Raw genomic sequence first — 18,311 nt, 5'->3', positions numbered from 1 at the left:
AAGTCCAGTTCAATACAAAAAAGCAGCATTAAAAGCTGCCTAAAGTAGAATTACCAAAAATAACAAAAAACGGAGTGGATTTCTCCACTCTGAAAAGGTCCAACTTTTGGGGAGCACTACAAAAAACTATGTTTTTTTAAAAATAATAAAAAATAACGTTTTTTATTTTTTCTTGAAAGGTTCAATAATCTGATCAATTTGTTGAGATGTTTTGATCCAATCTTCATTATTTACAATTTGAGCTCGAGCTCGCAGGTCCGCAGGAAGCTGTAAGTCCCTTTGAAATTCCGAGCTTTGCAGGCGAGCTTGGATCACAACCGGATCATCGCCTCTTTGAGCCAATCTTTTTTCTAAAGTTGCCAAACTAGTGGTCACAAAAATTAAAATTACTTGTTCCCCAAATTCTGCTAGATAGCGACTTGCACCCGCAGTATCTAAAACAATACTCACCAGATCTTGTTTCTGCCAAGCGCGCAATAAACCCTGACGGGAAGATCCATATTGATAACCAGCGTAACTGACGCACTCCAGATAATCATTAGTCGCAAAAGTAGTGGAAGTTTCAAAGTAGTAATCTTGCCCCTCGACTTCTCCAGTTCTTTGAGGTCGGGTGGTATGGGTTACAACTGCAGGAATCTGGTATTCTTGCGTTAGATAATGACTTACTCGAGTCTTCCCGGAGCCACTAGCTCCTGTTAAAACAATAATTTTTTTCATTTCAAAGCTCCTAAAGAATTGTCAAATGGTTCATAGTATCATATTATAGTAGGAGTTTTCGGAGAAGGAGAAAAAATGATGAAAATTTCCAGTATTAAAATTGGTGATATCCTCCAGGGTCAAGTAGAAGAAGATATGGAAAAGCCATTTGTCGGCACAGTCGAGAAACTATATAATAATTCTGTTTTAATTCATATCACCGACTATAGTCCAGAAGATGAAGACAACGTCGCAGAACTCAATCACAAGATTGTCGTCGCTGGTTCAGGACTCAAGAAATCCAAGAACACCCCGAAGGCTAAAGCCAAAACAAAAACAAAACCTAAAAAGAAAGATTAAAGTTACCGAACTAGGATTTTTATTTTATTGCAAGTTAATCTCCTCGCTAGATAATTGAGATTTGACTTAAAAAGAACGAATGAAAAAACTTCTTTCATTCGTTCTTTTATTTTTCTAAGACTGCTATTCAGATTTTTATTTTATTTAGTAATTTTGGTAAAGGTGCTACTAGGGACTCGAATCACTGTATAATCCGTGGCAACTGTTCCCGCACGAAAGCCAAGACCGTTACGCCAATTGTTGCGGTAATGGGCCACCAGAGTCAAGGCATAGGCAGATTGATACTTTTGATCGTAATGAGTGACATCAGGCCAGGGATAGTTCTTAGCATTTAAACTAATCGGTTGTTTACCATCAGAAATTGAAGCATTATTTCCCGGCACATTATACTTCGCCCCCCTAGTCCAATAAGTATAATATTTAATAATACTTTTATCGCTAGCTTCATGCGCTTCGACATAAAAGCCCTGCGCATTTTCAGTTTGCATCACTAACGGTCGTAGTTTGTAACTTAACTTGACTTGTTGACTATTAGTTACCGTTACCGGTTGTAAGAAGGTCAGATAAAAAAGGCCTCCAAAAACAAGTAACATGATCCCACTCAAACCAAAATCTAAGCTGAGATTTAGCCAAGAATGATGCTGCCTTTGGACAACCACCATTTTCAAATGGCGGTGGCGAATATTTACGATCAGGGCTCCAACTGCAATTACAAACAAGAGCCAAATCAAAAATCCTAATAAATTCCAATTTAGATTCATTTGAATCCTCCGTCTTTTCCAAATCCAAACTATTCTCAATCATTATAACTTATTTACTCTTATCCTACAGCCAATGTCAACTACCCTGAAATAAATCCCGCGACTGATGCGAAAAACGGCTTGGAAGATCAAACTAGGGATTTTTAGCTATCTAATTAAAATTAGCGGATTCTGATTTTTTCTAATTCGAGCAAAAACCAACTCTTCAAATTTTTTTCTGAGCGCTAAAGCGAGCCTAGCAAGCTTTCTCAACCACACTATCCTGTATTTTCTCCCAAACCGAATACTATATGTTGTATTTAGAGCAGGTTCATCTTATAATTGACTTCAGCAAATTAAGGGGGTTTCGTGATGCAACAAGCAATTACGGTTTACACCAAAGACGGTTGTGTACAATGCAAAATGACAAAACATTTTTTAGCCGAACACGACGTCCAATTCGAAGAAAAAAACATTAATACAGAACCACAATATCTCCACTATCTCAAAGACCAAGGTTTTCAAAGTCTCCCCATCGTGATGGCCCCAGACCAGAAACCAATCGTCGGTTTTCGCCCGGATCAATTAAAGCAAGTGGTCCAACTATGACCCAACTAGCTTTCTACTCCATTACTGGACAAACCCGGCGCTTTATCGAAAAAGTTCAACGTCCGGCCTATGAAATTACCGATAGCAATCCTTTCTACGAAATGGGGGTTCCGTATATCTTGGTAGTTCCCGCTTATGATGATGATATGATGGACGCCGTTATTGATTTTCTCGGTTATCAAACTAACACCCAAAACTTAATTGGTGTTGCCGGTGGTGGTAACCGCAATTTTAACAAGCTCTATATTCACACAGCTAAAGATATTGCCCACGGTCTCAACGTGCCGGTGATTTTTGATTTTGAATTCAACGGCACGCCTAGTGACGTGCAAAACTTCCAGAAAGTAGTGGACCAGATTGAGTCTAAACAACATTGATATTGCCCAAGTTTCCTATTTTAAATTAAATAATGAATTAAACATCCCTATTAACGGGCAAATCCCCCTCGATAAAGATCAGGAGGCTTTAGCCGCCTTTTATCAAGAAAACGTGCACCCCAATACCAAAATTGCCACCGATCTCAAAGAACACCTTACTTACTTGGTCGATCATGGCTATTGGGAAGGCGACTTCTTAGAACAATACCAACCAAAATTTATTGCTGACCTCTACCAATACCTCCAAGACCAGCACTTTGAATTTCATTCCTTTATGGCCGCTTATAAGTTTTATAACCAATACGCTCTCAAAACCAATGACGGCAACTATTATCTCGAAGATTACGAGCTCCGAGTTCTAGCCAACGCTCTCTATTTTTCCGGTGGTGATGCCCCGCTAGCTCAACAATTAGCCGACGAAATGATTCACCAACGTTACCAACCAGCGACGCCGTCTTTTTTGAATGCCGGTAAAAAAAGACGGGGGGAATTTGTTTCTTGTTTCCTCGTGCAAATTACCGATGATATGAACTCCATTGGCCGGGCAATTAACAGTGCCTTGCAACTCTCCCGAATCGGTGGTGGAGTGGGCTTAACTCTTTCTAACCTCCGGGAAGCTGGTTCTCCGATTAAGGGTGTCCAAGGAGCCTCCAGTGGTGTTTTACCAGTCATGAAGCTCTTAGAAGATAGTTTTAGTTATAGTAATCAACTGGGGCAACGCCAAGGCGCGGGAGCAGTTTACTTGAATGTTTTCCATCCCGATATTCTCGACTTCTTATCTGCCAAAAAAGAAAACGCCGACGAAAAAATCCGGGTTAAAACTTTGTCTCTAGGAATAATTGTTCCCGATAAGTTCTATGAATTAGTTCGAGCAGACCAAACTATGTATCTCTTCAGTCCCTACGACGTCGAACGAGAATACGGTCAACCCTTCTCTTATCTTGATATTACTAAGGAATATGACAATTTAGTAGCCAACCCTAAGATTAAAAAATATCAGCTTCCAGCCCGAGATGTTGAACTAGAAATTAGTAAGCTCCAACAAGAATCCGGCTACCCTTATATTCTCAATATTGATACCGCTAACCGGGCTAATCCGGTGGCCGGCAAAGTGATCATGAGTAATCTCTGCTCCGAAATCTTGCAAGTCCAAACTCCTTCGGTTTTGAACGATGCCCAAGATTTTCTCAAGTTAGGAACTGATGTCAGCTGTAACTTGGGTTCCACCAATATTCCTAATCTGATGGCCAGTCCTGACTTTGGTAAATCAGTCCGGGCGATGGTCCGCGCCTTAACCTTCGTCTCGGATCATTCGCAAATTGATGCTGTGCCGACCATTAAGCACGGCAATGAATTAAGTCATGCTATCGGCTTAGGTGCCATGGGTCTGCACACTTTCTTAGCCATGAACCAGATTCGCTATGGATCGCCGCAGGCCTTAGAATTTACTAGCACCTACTTTATGCTCCTCAACTACTGGAGCTTAGTAGAAAGCAACAAGCTAGCTAGCGAACGGCAAGAGACTTTCGCTAACTTCTCGGAATCTAAGTATGCGGACGGGAGCTACTTCCAGCCTTATCTTCAAAAGGATTTCACCCCCCAAGATCCGCGGGTTCAAAAACTATTTGCGGGAATCTTTATTCCGACGATTAAAGACTGGGCTCAATTGCAGCAAGATGTCCAAAAAGACGGTCTCTATAATCAAAATCGTCTCGCTGTGGCCCCAACGGGCTCCATTTCTTATGTTAATGACACTAGTGCCAGCCTTCAGCCTCTGACTTGGTTAGTCGAAGAACGGCAAGAGAAGAAAAACGGGAAGCTTTATTTCCCTGCTCCCCACATGAACAATGAGACAATTCCTTTTTATAAATCAGCCTATGATACTGATATGCGGGAAGTTATCGATACCTATGCCGCTGCCCAACAACATGTCGATCAAGGGATGAGCTTAACTTTATTCATGCGTTCCCAAATCCCCGAAGGTCTCTATGAATGGAAGACCCCCGATGAGGAAGGCAAGCAAACAACCCGAGATTTAACTATTTTAAGAAATTACGCTTACTACCACGGGATTAAATCTCTTTATTACGTCCGGACCTTTACTGATAACAGCGGTGAAATTGGAGTTAATGAATGCGAAAGTTGCAGTATCTAAATTCGAAATGGAGCAGTGAGCATGGTAGAAACTTATTACAAAGCAATTAACTGGAATAAAATTGAAGATCAAGTTGATAAAGCAACTTGGGAGAAGCTAACGGAACAGTTTTGGCTTGATACCCGAATTCCCTTATCTAATGACCGTGACGACTGGCGTGAATTGTCGCAAGTCGAACAGGATTTAGTGGGGCACGTTTTTGGCGGTTTAACTTTACTCGATACTTTACAATCTCAAGATGGGATTGACCAATTACGGCGCGATATCCGGACTCAAACCGAAATGGCCGTTTTTAACAACATCCAATTTATGGAATCTGTTCATGCCAAAAGTTATTCTTCTATTTTCAGTACCCTGAACACCGCGGAAGAAATTGACGAAATCTTTGACTGGACGAACCATAACGAACATTTGCAGCATAAAGCAGAAATCATCAACGAGATTTATCAAAATGGTACTCCTTTAGAAAAGAAAGTCGCCTCTGTCTTTCTAGAAACCTTCCTCTTCTACTCTGGTTTTTATACTCCACTCTACTATCTGGGGAACAACAAACTGGTCAACGTTGCGGAAATCATTAAATTGATTATCCGGGATGAATCCGTTCATGGAACCTATATTGGTTATAAATTCCAACTTGGTTTCAACGAATTATCCGAAACGGAGCAGCAAAAGTTACAAGACTGGATGTATGATTTGTTGTACAAATTGTACGAAAACGAAGAAAAATATACTTCCACTTTATATGACGAAATTGGCTGGACTGATGAAGTTAATCACTTCCTCCGTTACAACGCCAACAAGGCCTTAATGAATTTGGGACAAAATCCGCTCTTTGCCGATGGTAATGCCGAAGATGTTAATCCGATCGTTATGAACGGCATTTCAACAGGAACCAGCAACCATGACTTCTTCTCGCAAGTTGGTAATGGTTACTTATTAGGACAAGTTTCGGCGATGAAAGATACCGACTACGATATTGGTCGCAAATCAAAATAAATTTTTTATGGTAGCTTTTCAATATGGAAAGCTATTTTCTTATATTAAAATTATGGGCAATCTTTGGGAAAAGGCTTACAATGAAAGAGAATAAATTATAAAAAAGAAGGCTTGGATTATGAAAGCAGCAGTTTGGCATCAAGCATATGATGTTCGGATTGAAGACGTCGAGTTAAAAGCTCACCAAGAGACTGATGTTGTGGTACGCGTTGCTTGGGCTGGAATTTGCGGTAGTGATCTCCACGAATATCAAGAGGGACCAATCTTTATCCCCGTTGACCAGCCAGACCCCTTAACTGGTGGTCAAGCTCCACTCACTTTAGGCCACGAATTTTCCGGAGTTGTCGCGCAAGTTGGCAGTCAGGTTACGGACTTTAAAGTTGGTGATCATGTGGCCATCAATCCGACGATCACCCATCACCAAGTGCCCGATAATGTTGATGTTTACGATGGTTACAACTTTCTGGGTCTTGGTTGTGATGGGGGCCTAGCCGAATTTGTTAACGTTCCCGCAAGTAACCTTTACGCTTTGCCCCAAGACTTTCCACTCCGCTTAGCAGCCACCATTGAACCAACCGCTGTGGCGGTTCAAGCGATCAAAGAAGGTGGTCTTCGCTTCGGACAAACAGTTGCTATCTTTGGCGCGGGCCCAATCGGAGTTTTAATTGCCGCCGCTGCTAAGGCTGCTGGTGCTACCAAGATTATTGCCATTGACTTATCTGAAGTAAGACTCCAAAAAGCGCTGGAATTAGGGGCCACTGATGTCATTAAATCTGATCAAGTTGATGCTTTGAAAGAGTTACGGCGGCTCGTTCCAGCCGGAATTGACGTCTCCTTTGAAGTTGCCGGGGTTCAAGCGACCTTTGATCAAGCTATCCGAGCAACTCGCCCCCGTGGTAAAGTTGTTGTCGTTGCAATTTATGGTCATTCAATTGATTTCAATCCGATGGCACTCACCAACTCTGGCGTCCAACTGACCAGTACGATTGCTTATTCTAATGAAAGTTTCAAGCAGACCGTAGCTTTGGTCTCTCAAGGTCAAATCAATACTGAAGCAGTTATTACTAAAGAAATCGCCTTAGACGATTTAGTGACTGATGGACTAGAAGCTTTAACTAACGACAAGTCCCAAGCTAAAATTTTAGTTCGGTTGAGTGGTTCATAAGTTTTCAACTTCCAAAACTAAATTACTCGTTTTTCTAAAAAGAGACTGGGACTGGGACATAAATATGCTCACGTTTATTCCATCGTCCAATACCCGAAATCCCTCAGGAAAATGCTTTCCTGGGGGATTTTTGTTAGTTGTACTCCTTGTCTACCAGTTAATGTCCCACTCTCAATCTCTTTCTTGTTACTTTTTTAGTTCAAGCTCTGTCCAACTCCTAACTTTAGAAAAAACAATTTATAATAAAATTACTTCTATAGCTTGTAGTGCCGAGTGAGGAGATTAAAAAATGAATTTAAAAGAAAAATTTGCTTATATTGCCACCGGAAAGCCCTATAATGACTTCGATCCTCTCTTGATTGCGGCTCGCAAACGGGCTGAAGAACAAACTAACCTTTTTAATACCTGTCCTGATCTCGATTTAAAAGAAAAAATTTTACGAAAAATTGTTGGAAGTGCTGGTCTTCAGCCAGACTTTCGCCCCAATTTTCGCTGTGAATTTGGTTGTAATATTCACCTTGGAGATTACTGCTGGCTGGCGGCCATGTAACCGTCCTTCCCGGTATAACCATTGGCGCAGATACTATTTATTGGTGCCGGAAGCGTGGTCACTCATGACATCCCTAAACAGGTCGTTGCCGCCGACAATCCTTGTCGAGTAATCCAACCAATCGTCGCCAATGATCGAACCGGCTTTACAGGCCAAGACCTCATCTAAATATTTATAATTTTCATCTCAAAAAAAATAAACAGACATTTTTTATCAATCACTTTTGACTGATAAAAAATGTCTGTTTATTTTGAATTTGCTTAATTAGCAATCCAGTAGCCACCAATCATCGCAATGGCTAAGATAACTAGCACCAAAGTCGTAATTATCACGTAGAGATAATCTTTTTCCTTGGCAAAGGCATAAATTGAAACTACAACCCGCAAGACTGGAGTCAAAATCAACAAAAAGATTCCTAACATCATAATACTAGCAGCTTGGAAGTGACCGATTCCGTGAACTAAGCCGCTGATAGTTGTGGGAAAATGAACCGTCGTTCCCGTCGGGGTTTGAATTACCATCAAACCTAAGCCAATAATCATCACAATGACTGAGACGATCACCCCCACTCGGAGAATTTTTCCAATGATTAATTCAATTTCGTTTAACTCTTCTTTTGACATTAGATGGTCACCCCAAATCCCTTCAAGAGCATTTGAATTCCAAGATATAAGAGAATCGGAATAAAGATAATCCGGATAATTTTAGGTTGGAGATGTTGCATAATTCGACTGCCAATCATCGCGCCAAAAACAACTCCTAAGGCTAGAGGGCCTGCAATTTGCGGTAAAATAGTTCCATTAAAGAAGTAAACCGTCGCACTAGCGGCAGCTGTCACTCCCATCATCAGGTTGCTGGTCGCACTGGAAGGCTTTAGCGGCATCCGCATTATATTATCCATCGCAATGACTTTAAAAGCACCACTCCCAATTCCTAACAAGCCACTGGCTAAACCGGCAGCTAACATCATTAGGAACCCTCCGGGAACATGGCTAACTTGATAATTAACTTCTTTTTTTAAGGCTTTATCATAATAACTACCATCCAAATTTAATTTGCTAGCTAAGTAATCCGGATTAACTCCTGTCGGAGCTGTTTCCCCAGATTGATGGCGTAATTTTTTGATCATTTTGACACAAGAATTGAGCACCAAGAGGCTGAATAAAACATAGAGAACGGATTTAGGCACCCAGCCATTTAAAGCTGCCCCCAAGATAGCCCCCACGGTGGTGGCAATTTCCAAAAACATCGCCACTCGCAAATTCAACATTTCATCTTTTAAAAAGGAAATCGTCGCTCCAGAACTGGTCGCAATGACAACGACGATACTGGCCCCAATCGCATACTTAATGTCTAGCCCTAAAGCCACTGTCAAAATAGGGGTGACAATCATTCCCCCACCAATTCCGAGAATTGATCCTAGAGTTCCAGCCAAGACACCAAAAACTAACATTAAGCTTAATTGACTAATCAGCATCAAGAACCTCCTGGGCTTGAGCGGCATAATTTACTTGAGCCTGTTCTAAATTTTGGGCCATCATCGTAGCAATTGTCGTCGTCGCCTCTGCAATCGACGTGGCATCGCCAACGACCTGATCAATTCGCAAATCCGAAGCATTCAAATTTGGGCAAATGGTCACCAGATTGGCAGTCACCGTCACGGTTTCTTCCGGAGTGAAAAAATGACGTGTCTTAGCGCTATCAGCTAGAGGTAGATTAATGATTCCGGTCTGCAATAAAAAACTACAAGTAAAAGGAAGTCCGGTCATTAAAGCTTCAACTTCACTCAAATACCCTCGATCAAGATCATCCTCTAATCCTTGAACCAAGGCCTGAGCTACAGGGGTTAAAGTTTGAGCAGTAATTTTTGAAGGCACTGGAAATTCTTTTTGTTGCTGTTGATAATCATGGTTAGCGATTTTTTCTTGGAATTGTTGCACGGTTAATTGCATGATGTTGCTCCTTTGGGACGCTAAATTTCTAAGTTTTAAACTTTCTTCCTATTATGTTACCATTTTTAGCAACTAATACAAATCAGAAACTGACTAAAAAAATTGCTTTTCAACACTTAATTTCAGTCTTAAGTCTTAATTATTAATTAAAAATGTGCTAAGATAAAAGCTTGATGTATACCTGTTCAGAGTCTCTTTTTGATTCTAATCAAAGACTTAGTTAAGCCTCGACTTAATAGGAAAGTGTGGTTAACGTAATGAGCGATGACAATAACTTGTCTCGTAGTCTCTCCGCGCGGCATGTCAGTATGATTGCCTTAGGTGGAACAATTGGAACTGGGCTCTTTTTAGGTTCCGGTGAATCCATCCAACAAGCGGGACCGGCAATTTTAGTAATCTATCTGATTACGGGTTTCTTTGTTTTTCTAATGATGCGCGCCTTAGGTGAGCTCTTGCTCTCCGATACCGACTCCATCATCTTTATTGATTTTATCAAAAAGTATCTTGGTCCGCGTGCTGGCTTCATCATGGGTTGGACCTATTGGCTTAGTTGGCTCGTCATTGCGATGTCCGAATTAACGGCCGTCGGAGCCTACATGCAATTCTGGTTTCCCCACATCCCGAGTTGGATTTGGGAGCTAGCCTTTCTCCTCATTTTGTATCTCATCAATATTGTGGCCGTGGCTGCTTTCGGTGAAACGGAGTTTTGGTTTGCGACCATTAAGATTGTCGCGATTTGTGCCATTATCATCACGGCAATCGTGATGGTGATCTTCCAAGTTCGAACCAATCAGGGACCAGTTCGCCTCAGTAATCTCTGGCATTTCGGGATTAGTTCGGGCAATGGTCGTGAACTAATTGGCGCCTTCCAAATGGCTTTCTTTTCTTTCTTGGGGGTTGAATTCGTCGGAGTTTCGGCCGCGGAAACCAAAGATCCGCTAGAAACCATTCCTCATTCTATTAATTCTATTATCTTTCGAATTCTAATTTTCTATATCGGTGCTCTCAGTGCCATCATGGTAATTCAACCTTGGACAGACTATAGCGCTGGACATTCACCTTTTGTACAAGTTTTTGCGGGAATTGGGATTAAATCAGCTGCTGGAATCATTAATTTCGTGGTCTTGACTGCCGCTGCCTCTTCTCTGAATAGTTCTTTATTCACAACGGGACGGATGTTATTTTCTCTAACTCCTCGCAAACACTATTTTGCACAATTGAACCACCGTCAAATTCCGATGCGTTCAATTACCTTATCGACAATTATTGTGGCCGTTTGCGTAGTCTTAATCAACTACTGCTTCCCAAAAGATGCCTTCAAAATGATCACTTCCGTCGCTTCCGCCGCCTTCTTGATTATCTACATGTCCTTGATGTTGGCCCATGTTAAATACCGCCAGTCAGCCGACTTCAAGAATGGTCCGGAACTTTTCCAGCTTCCCTTTAGTCCTTGGAGTGATTATTTAACCATTATCTTCATGTGCTTTATCTTCGTTATCCTATTGGTCACTCCTGCAACAACAATTACGACTATCTTAACAATCATCTGGTTCTTAGTTATTTATTACTTTAGCCGACGGGTTCCTGCCGCAGCTAAGAAATAAGCTTCATCCTGAAAAAGCCTTTTCCCTCATCGGAGAAGGCTTTTTCTAATTTTCTAAAATCCTGATCTTGGTTCAAGCTTTTAAACTAGCGAGCGTGAAATAAACCGGTAGACAAGGAGTCCAACTAACGAAATCCCACAGGAAAGTAACCATTTTCTGTAGGATTTCAGGTCTTGGATGAACTTGTCTGGCTTAGGAAATACATTTATTTGAATTTACTAAACGTGAGAGTACTTATGTCCCATGCTCTTCTAAAGACAAGCAATGACATCTAGCTACTCGATCTTTTGAAAATATTACTGGTCAGCTGCACAAGACGCTAAAACCTCCCCCTAGGCGGGTTTAATCCTCGATCAGGATTCTTCCATCACCCCCCTAGATAAGCCTCCTTCTGCTCCAAATGAATTATCAGACTACCTCTCCGCCATATATTTTGTACGAACTCCCAGGCTCTTCTAGGTCTAAAGACGACAAAAAACTGGCTCTAGCTAAAAGCTATCACCAGTTTAGGTTTGTAAATTTTTTGTAGCTCTTGAAATTAGCTTACTTCTGATCTTTAATCCGTAAACTAACCATGTTGTACATTCCACCAGGACCGTAATCTAGATGCTTAACCCGCGAATTAACTAGGTAAGCTTGACCATCTTGATACAGCGGGGCAACTCCTTGTTCCTTGCTGAGAATATTTTGCGCTTGCTTCATGTCATTCCAACGTTGTTCCGGTCTGTTGGCATCTTCTCCCAAGCTCTTCTTGATCAATTGGTCGTATTCCGCATTCTTCCAAGGACCGTTGTTGTAGCTATTATGACTTGTAAATAAGGTTAAGAAGTTAATTGGATCTGGGAAGTCCGCACTCCACTTCGTTGTTACTAACTGGAAGTCCCGCTTTTGTGACCGTTCCAAACGCGTCTTATAAGGTACATTGTTGACGGTAATCTTCAATCCCGGTAACTTCTCCAGTTGACTTTGCAGGAATTCATTTTGCTTCTTAATGATATCTAAGTCATCGCCTAAGAGAGTAAAGCTTTGCTTCTTGCCGGTATTTCCGGTTTCCGCCAAACCTTCCTTCCAAAGTTGCTTAGCTTGCTTCAGATTTTGCTTCTCATACTTATCGGCTTCGGCTTTCGTCTGGGTCACAAAGTCTGCTTTGGTCTGCGGATCATAAGCCATATTAGCCGCCGTTACTGGACCAATTGCGGTAGTCCCATTACCCAGAACTTTCTTGGTCAATTGCTGCCGATCAATGGTCATCGACATTGCTTGCCGGATTTTGGCATTCTTAAAGATTGGATATTTTTCTTGATTAAATTCTAGATAGCAGGTCGCATTTTGTTTTTGAACCGTGTAATCTTTAGAATTCTTCATTTGTTTAGAAGTATCCCCCGTTAATTCGGCAACATCTAACTTCCCTGATTGATAGAGGTTCAAAGACGTGGAAGCATCTTTCATTACTTGGTATTTGAGCTTCTTAACTTTTACCTTTTTGGCATTCCAATACTTATTATTCTTAACTTGGGTCCAAGTATTATCGCCATTACTCCAATCTTGCAGTTTGTATGGTCCATTGAAGACTAAAGTCTTGGAGTTGGTGCCATATTTCTTACCCCATTTGTCGACGACCTTTCGATTTTGCGGGAAGAAAGTTTGGAAAGCCATTAATTTATCAAAATAAGGAACTGGCTTTTCTAGGGTAACTTGTAAAGTATGCTTATCAAGAGCCTTAACTCCTAAAGAATCGACTGCTTTCTTACCATCGGTAATATCTTTAGCGTTAGTAATCCCCTCATAAATAAAGGAATACTGTGATTTGGTCTTCGGATCGACGGTTCGCCGCCAAGCAAAGACGAAATCTTGGGCGGTAACCGGATCACCGTTGCTCCACTTAGCATCTTTACGGAGGGGGAAAGTATAAACAGTCCCATTATTGGTCGGCTTGACAATTTTAGTTGACATCGCTGGCTTCAAGTCTTTACCTTCATAACGATATAGACCATCCATCGTATTCATCAATTGTTGGGCCGAAATTAAATCGGTAACAACTGATGAATCCGCGGTCGCTACGGCATCCTTAGAAGTAAAACTTACAGTATCAGCTGGAGCTTTAGCTTTTTTGTCACCGGAGCCACAACCAACCAATGTCGTCAAAGCAGCTAAGGTCACGGCCGAAGCAGCGAAGATTCGTTTTATTTGCATCCTATTCACCCTACTCTTTTAAAAGTTGAATAAAGTTTACTATTATTCTCATTAAAAGTAAATCGTTAACGGTTAAAAAAAATTAATTTTTCAGTAGGGAGTTCAGTTTAAATCAGGTGCAGGTTTTTCCCGGACTTGACCAATTCCCCAGGCTGCCAAGAACATTGTGACCCAGATAACATAGAAAAGAGTTGTAAATGAAGCCTTTGTAATTAAAAGACTCCCCCAATAGGGACCCAAAGCTCTTCCTAGGGAACTAAAAATGACATAAAAACTCTGATAGGTTCCACGATTTTCATGTTGCGCAAATTTGTTCAACAAGGCCGGAATTAAGGGAAAGGTCACTGACTCACCAATGGTTAAAAGCAGCATACTCCCAATATATTGGCTATAATTAGTAGCCGTAGGCAATAGCAAAAAGGAGCTTCCCATCAAAAGTAAACCGACCGTGATTTGCGACTTTAATTGCGTCAAGAAATGTCCCAATAAACGATTCATCAAGGGTTGAATAATAAACAAAGAGGCCGCATTGATGCTGAACAAGAAGCTGTATTGGGCCAACGAGAAATGATTTTGGAGCATGTATAAAGATAAATTACTATCCCACTGAGAATAGCCCGACCAAATAATTAAAGAGGCACTAGCAACTAAGATCAAATTTCTAATTCGCTGCGGACGCGTTAATTTTAGAAAAGGTGCTGAGGAAAATGGCGGCTGGTCAGCAGTTGCTTTAGCAGCTGGACTCTCTAAAATAGCTCCTAGGCGCAAAACAATTAGAAAACAGCTTAAAAAACAAATTGTTTGGAGCGCAAAGGTCCAAAAAACACTCCTTTGAAAAATCCAACCGACAAAAGTGGATCCCACAGCGATCCCGACATTAGCAGCTAAATACATCCGACTAAAAATGGTCTGACTCTTTCGGGGACTTTGTTCTGCCAATAAAGCCGTATAAGAATTAATTCCTGTATAAGCGATCCCCATGGCTAGTCCGCCAGTAGCCAAAAAAATAAAATAGCTGGGCCAAGTATGGTTGAAAGTAATTGCGCAAAGACTGGCAGCACTCAAGCCGTATCCCAACAATAAAGTCCCCCGATGCGACCAGCGATCAAATAATTGTCCCCCTAAGAAATTTCCAACCAGCATCAATAGCGAATAAATCAATAAGACGAAACCGGCGGTTACCATACTTTTACGTAAGTTTTTCGTTATAAAAATGGTATTTACTGGTAAAATAAAGCCCATAATTAAATTAAAAATAATATTCAATGCTAATAGCCAACGCTGCTGTTTACTTTTCACATTAATTGCTCCTTTGTTCAAAATATTTTTAGGAGGTCCCTAGATGACCAAATTCTGGCAGTTAATTTCTCAACGTTATTTTAGCTTCGCCCAACAATTGCAACTAAGTTTCGCCAAAATATATCCTCTCGTCTTGATGGACACCTATTTGCACCTTATTCGCTTAACCTGCCTAACTCCCAATGGCTTCTTCGTCCAAATTTTCCATCTCCCGCTTCTACAAGGACCTTGGGCACGTAACATCTCGACAATTATTAATCTCCTAGAGTTATTAATTATGTGCTTCTTGGGCTACGTTTTGACAGAACAATGGCGGCCCCAAACTAAGTATCTCAATAGCCTCAATACCATCTTGATTCTGATAATTAATAGTTGGAACTTTAATCCCGAATTAAAATTCAGCTTTAAAGTCCCTGTTTTCTGTTTAGTAATTATCATTAGTTACTCAGTGGCTCGAATCTGGCCGTTGATCCCCGGGAAATTTCTTCCTTTGACTTGTTCCTTAATTAGTGGCTATTTACTCAATCTTCTCCGTTCAAGCACCTTCTTAACCAGTCTTCCCGGAATTTCCACCAGTTCACGCCATATTAACTGGTCGGCCGTCGCTCCCTTAGCAGGAATTCGTAATCTGGCAGCCTGGATGGGGCTAATTGATCCTTTCTCGAGCAACAGTCAGTATATTAATTCTCCGAAAGCAACCGCAAATTTAGCCCAAGCCCTTTCCAAAAAAAGTCTCCAAAATTTACCCTATCCCATTAATATTCACTCTGTTTATACTAGCTACGCCTTTCTAGGCGGCGTTGGCGGAACTTTAGGCTTAATCATCGCCCTCTATCTCCTGAAACAAAATCGCCTCGTTTTGGAAAACATCTTTCTCTGTTCTTTCGGCTTTAATGCTCCCTTACTAATTGGTCTCCCCTTGCTCTTTAATCCTTTTCTCTTAATACCTTTTATTCTTAGCCCACTTGTGAGCATGGGAATTGGCGCTTGTTTTATCAACTTTGGTTGGGCGCCGCCGGCAGTTTACCAAGTTTTTGCTGGAACCCCCAATTGGCTTGTAAACTTCCTAGGAACTAATGGCAACTGGGCTAGTCTAATAGCAACTATTTTAGCCATTGCTTGTTCAACTGCTATCTACTATCCTTTTATTAAATTCGAGGTACAACATGAAAGAACGTCACTGGACCCAAATCTTAGCTAGCTTCATTATTCTTTTAGGGATTCCCGCCTATTTCGTCATGCAGCGTTCAGTCCACAACGAACGCGCTTTTCACAACTCTAGCTTATCGCCCTTAATTTTTATTCCGGGAAGCTCCGCCAGCCAAGATCGCTTTGATAACTTATTTCAGAATTTAAATGCTAATAAAACTAAGCACAGTATTTTAAAACTTACTGTCCAGACTAATAAGACAGTCAAAGTTACTGGGAACATCGCCGCACGCGATCGGCAGCCTTTCGTAGTAATTGCTTTTCAAAATAATCATGATGGTTATGAAAATATTGCCCAGCAAACCAAATGGCTCCAAGTGGCGATGACTTATCTAATCAAAAATTATAATTTCAATAACTTTCAAGCTATTGGTCATTCTAATGGCGGACTAATCTGGACTTGGTATCTAGAAAAGTACTTTGATGCCAATGATTTAACGATTAATTCTCTGACCACAATTGGGACTCCCTATAACTCGCTAGAGTCTAATCCCAAAAATCAAACCGCAATTTTTCGCCAACTATATCAAAATCGGAAAAGAATCCCGCAAAAAATCACCGTCTTTTCCATTGCCGGCAATACCAACTATCAAGATGATGGAATTGTTCCTGCAGAAAGTGTCGATGCAGGAAAGTATATTTTCCAAGAACAGGTTCAAAAGTATACCCAGCTAACCGTTACAGGCGCTGACAGTACCCATTCCAGTGTCTTAGCAAATCCTCAAGTTACTCGCCTAATTCATGACAACTTAATTAATCGCCACAACAATTTCAATAAACCAAAAAAGCAATGATCCCAAAAGGACCATTGCTTTTTCTTTGAGATACTACTTTTACAAGTAATATTTGATTCGAAGTTCACATCTTCTCCTCAAACCGTCCTCACAACTCCGGTGAGTACTGTTTCCAATTGACGTCCTCTAGAACGATCACTTTTAACAAGTGATCCCTCGACTCATCGCAAAGTTCAATATACCACGATTAATAGCGATGCACAATATCAATCAAAACCTGAGCCATCAAATAACCCAAAGCAATAGCTCCCATAATTAAAATTACCATAATAAACAAGTTGACACTATTCACAAATTGTCCCATAACCATCGCCCGAACAGCTTGATAAGCCGGAACTCCCGGAACTAGAGGAACTAATGCCGGAACATTAAATAAAGTCGCTGGCATTTTGAAACCTCGGGCCCAGCCATAACTAACCAAACCAACAATCAAAGCCGCTACCAAACTGGAAAAAACTCGCCCAGCATGCACAAAATCTACGAAGTACCAATAAACTAACCAACCAATTGTCCCACTGCAACCGCAAGGTAAAAGGGCCTGTCGCGGAATATTCACAAAAATTCCATAGCCCATGGTGGCAACTGCACTAAAAATAATCTGAATCCCAATCTGAAGGCTTATATTCATCTCTTTTACCTCACGAACAGAATCTTAAAATAACCGCAATTCCACCACCAATAGCCATCGCACTTAAAACCCCCACGCACATTCGCGCCAAACCCGATAATAAGTGTCCGGCAATTAAATCTCGCAAAGCATTAGTTAAGGCAACTCCCGGGACTAGAGGCATTGCAGCACCAATAATCACGTTGTTTAAATTTCCAACCAAACCTATTTTTTGTAAAATCAAGGCGGTTAAGGCTAAGCCGGCACTAGCAATAAATTCACTAATAAATTGGATTTGTAAAACATGATTTAGATAATAAAACAAAAGATAGCCGACTAAACCCACCACCCCGGCGGGTAAAAAATCAGTCCAATCGTACTGGCCCGTGAAGAGGACCATCAGTGTACAACTAATTAAAAAGGCACTGATTAACTTCCACCAGAAAGGAAAATCCAAGGCCCCGGTATCTACTTGATGTAAGCCCTGTTGGAGCTCATTTAAAGTGATCTCTTCTTGAGAAAATTGCCGAGACAAAGCATTAACTTGCGCCACTTTTTCTAAGTTAACGGAACTGGTCGTCAATTGAACCATTTTTGTATTATTGATATCCCGAGCACTGACAAAAATTCCGGTCGGGGTGGTAAAGATTTCAGGGTGCTCCAGGCCTCCTTTACAGAGAATTCGTTCTAAAGTGTCCTCGGTTCGATACATCTCTGAACCAGACTCCATTAAAATTCGTCCAGCCAAAACTCCAGTATCTAAAATCTGTTGTATGCGCCTTTCCTCCATCTTCAACACCTCACCATATATTTTTAGATTTATAAAGCTTTATTTAAGCAACTAAAAAGACCATCAGATTGAACTGATGATCTTTTTTCTTAAGCGTGGCAACGACCAATCCTCGCAGGTAGTTTCCCACCAACTACTTTCGGCGTTAAAAAGCTTAACTTCTGTGTTCGGCATGGGAACAGGTGTATCCTTCTCACTATCGCCACCACACTTGC

Annotated in this window: 18 protein-coding genes, 1 rRNA gene and 1 pseudogene; 10 read left to right on the top strand and 10 right to left on the bottom strand. The window is 41.1% G+C overall.

Translation table 11 applies throughout. From position 1 onward, the window contains the following. Positions 1 to 162: 162 nt before the first annotated feature. A complete protein-coding gene (locus HU830_RS08550; protein ID WP_176943332.1) occupies positions 163 to 717 on the bottom strand; it encodes a guanylate kinase in 555 nt (184 codons plus the stop codon). Positions 718 to 792: 75 nt separating this feature from the next. Between HU830_RS08550 and HU830_RS08545 the strand changes: the two genes are divergently transcribed. Beyond that, positions 793 to 1,056 (top strand): DUF2187 domain-containing protein, encoded by a 264-nt coding sequence (locus tag HU830_RS08545; protein WP_228765899.1) that lies wholly within the window; start codon positions 793 to 795, stop codon positions 1,054 to 1,056. 140 nt (positions 1,057 to 1,196) lie between these two features. On the opposite strand, the gene HU830_RS08540 is transcribed toward HU830_RS08545, so the two are convergent. Next, positions 1,197 to 1,817, bottom strand: a complete 621-nt coding sequence (locus HU830_RS08540) for an LVIS_2131 family protein (RefSeq protein ID WP_176943331.1) — start codon at positions 1,815 to 1,817, stop codon at positions 1,197 to 1,199. Between the two features lie 351 nt (positions 1,818 to 2,168). Here HU830_RS08540 and nrdH point away from each other — a divergent pair, with 351 nt between their 5' ends. From nrdH to HU830_RS08510, 6 genes and pseudogenes are all read left to right on the top strand, one after another. Then, positions 2,169 to 2,405 (top strand): glutaredoxin-like protein NrdH, encoded by a 237-nt coding sequence (gene nrdH / locus HU830_RS08535; RefSeq protein ID WP_176943330.1) that lies wholly within the window; start codon positions 2,169 to 2,171, stop codon positions 2,403 to 2,405. Beyond that, a complete protein-coding gene (locus tag HU830_RS08530) occupies positions 2,402 to 2,782 on the top strand; it encodes a ribonucleotide reductase stimulatory protein (protein ID WP_176943329.1) in 381 nt (126 codons plus the stop codon). Before nrdH ends, HU830_RS08530 begins: the two co-directional genes overlap by 4 nt. After that, a complete protein-coding gene (gene nrdE / locus HU830_RS08525; protein ID WP_176943328.1) occupies positions 2,763 to 4,937 on the top strand; it encodes a class 1b ribonucleoside-diphosphate reductase subunit alpha in 2,175 nt (724 codons plus the stop codon). The genes HU830_RS08530 and nrdE overlap by 20 nt, the downstream gene beginning before the upstream one ends. 21 nt (positions 4,938 to 4,958) lie before the next feature. Then, positions 4,959 to 5,933, top strand: coding sequence for a class 1b ribonucleoside-diphosphate reductase subunit beta (gene nrdF / locus HU830_RS08520; protein WP_176943327.1), 975 nt, complete (start codon positions 4,959 to 4,961; stop codon positions 5,931 to 5,933). Between the two features lie 118 nt (positions 5,934 to 6,051). Beyond that, positions 6,052 to 7,098 (top strand): 2,3-butanediol dehydrogenase, encoded by a 1,047-nt coding sequence (locus HU830_RS08515; protein WP_176943326.1) that lies wholly within the window; start codon positions 6,052 to 6,054, stop codon positions 7,096 to 7,098. A 289-nt stretch (positions 7,099 to 7,387) separates the two neighbouring features. Next, positions 7,388 to 7,816, top strand: a pseudogene (locus HU830_RS08510) (maltose acetyltransferase domain-containing protein). A 92-nt stretch (positions 7,817 to 7,908) separates the two neighbouring features. Here the strand turns inward: HU830_RS08510 and HU830_RS08505 are convergent. From HU830_RS08505 to HU830_RS08495, 3 genes are read right to left on the bottom strand one after another with little or no spacing between them, the layout of a single operon-like run. After that, a complete protein-coding gene (locus HU830_RS08505; RefSeq protein ID WP_176943325.1) occupies positions 7,909 to 8,271 on the bottom strand; it encodes a DUF1634 domain-containing protein in 363 nt (120 codons plus the stop codon). Continuing rightward, positions 8,271 to 9,122 (bottom strand): sulfite exporter TauE/SafE family protein, encoded by an 852-nt coding sequence (locus HU830_RS08500; protein ID WP_176943334.1) that lies wholly within the window; start codon positions 9,120 to 9,122, stop codon positions 8,271 to 8,273. Before HU830_RS08500 ends, HU830_RS08505 begins: the two co-directional genes overlap by 1 nt. Then, positions 9,115 to 9,600 carry a hypothetical protein gene (locus tag HU830_RS08495; RefSeq protein WP_176943324.1) on the bottom strand — a complete coding sequence of 162 codons (486 nt, stop codon included), beginning with the start codon at positions 9,598 to 9,600 and terminating at the stop codon, positions 9,115 to 9,117. Before HU830_RS08495 ends, HU830_RS08500 begins: the two co-directional genes overlap by 8 nt. A gap of 257 nt (positions 9,601 to 9,857) precedes the next feature. Between HU830_RS08495 and HU830_RS08490 the strand changes: the two genes are divergently transcribed. Next, positions 9,858 to 11,204 carry an amino acid permease gene (locus tag HU830_RS08490; RefSeq protein WP_176943323.1) on the top strand — a complete coding sequence of 449 codons (1,347 nt, stop codon included), beginning with the start codon at positions 9,858 to 9,860 and terminating at the stop codon, positions 11,202 to 11,204. 543 nt (positions 11,205 to 11,747) lie between these two features. Here the strand turns inward: HU830_RS08490 and HU830_RS08485 are convergent. Both HU830_RS08485 and HU830_RS08480 read right to left on the bottom strand, forming a co-directional pair. Continuing rightward, positions 11,748 to 13,397: a peptide ABC transporter substrate-binding protein gene (locus HU830_RS08485; protein WP_176943322.1), complete on the bottom strand. Its 1,650-nt coding sequence runs from the start codon at positions 13,395 to 13,397 to the stop codon at positions 11,748 to 11,750. A gap of 102 nt (positions 13,398 to 13,499) precedes the next feature. Continuing rightward, the gene (locus HU830_RS08480; RefSeq protein WP_324196354.1) at positions 13,500 to 14,696 is read right to left on the bottom strand and encodes an MFS transporter; all 1,197 of its coding nucleotides are present in this window, start codon (positions 14,694 to 14,696) and stop codon (positions 13,500 to 13,502) included. A 43-nt stretch (positions 14,697 to 14,739) separates the two neighbouring features. Here HU830_RS08480 and HU830_RS08475 point away from each other — a divergent pair, with 43 nt between their 5' ends. Together HU830_RS08475 and HU830_RS08470 are read left to right on the top strand one after the other, a co-directional pair. Continuing rightward, positions 14,740 to 15,897: a hypothetical protein gene (locus HU830_RS08475; protein ID WP_176943321.1), complete on the top strand. Its 1,158-nt coding sequence runs from the start codon at positions 14,740 to 14,742 to the stop codon at positions 15,895 to 15,897. Then, entirely contained in the window at positions 15,863 to 16,699 is an 837-nt protein-coding gene (locus HU830_RS08470) for an alpha/beta hydrolase (RefSeq protein ID WP_176943320.1), read from the top strand. Before HU830_RS08475 ends, HU830_RS08470 begins: the two co-directional genes overlap by 35 nt. Before the next feature lie 187 nt (positions 16,700 to 16,886). Here HU830_RS08470 and HU830_RS08465 read toward each other — a convergent pair whose 3' ends face one another. The 3 genes from HU830_RS08465 to rrf all read right to left on the bottom strand — a co-directional run bounded on the left by HU830_RS08465 (position 16,887) and on the right by rrf (position 18,306). Then, positions 16,887 to 17,327, bottom strand: coding sequence for a threonine/serine exporter family protein (locus HU830_RS08465; protein WP_176943319.1), 441 nt, complete (start codon positions 17,325 to 17,327; stop codon positions 16,887 to 16,889). 10 nt (positions 17,328 to 17,337) lie between these two features. Beyond that, positions 17,338 to 18,096, bottom strand: a complete 759-nt coding sequence (locus HU830_RS08460) for a threonine/serine exporter family protein (RefSeq protein WP_176943318.1) — start codon at positions 18,094 to 18,096, stop codon at positions 17,338 to 17,340. A 93-nt stretch (positions 18,097 to 18,189) separates the two neighbouring features. Further along, positions 18,190 to 18,306 (bottom strand): 5S ribosomal RNA (gene rrf / locus HU830_RS08455). Between the last annotated feature and the right edge of the window lie 5 nt (positions 18,307 to 18,311).

This window comes from Bombilactobacillus apium (assembly GCF_013385145.1).
In the GTDB taxonomy this organism is placed as follows: domain Bacteria; phylum Bacillota; class Bacilli; order Lactobacillales; family Lactobacillaceae; genus Bombilactobacillus; species Bombilactobacillus apium.
The sequence above is the reverse complement of the archived record's forward strand: the minus strand, read 5'-3'. Positions and strand labels throughout refer to the sequence as shown.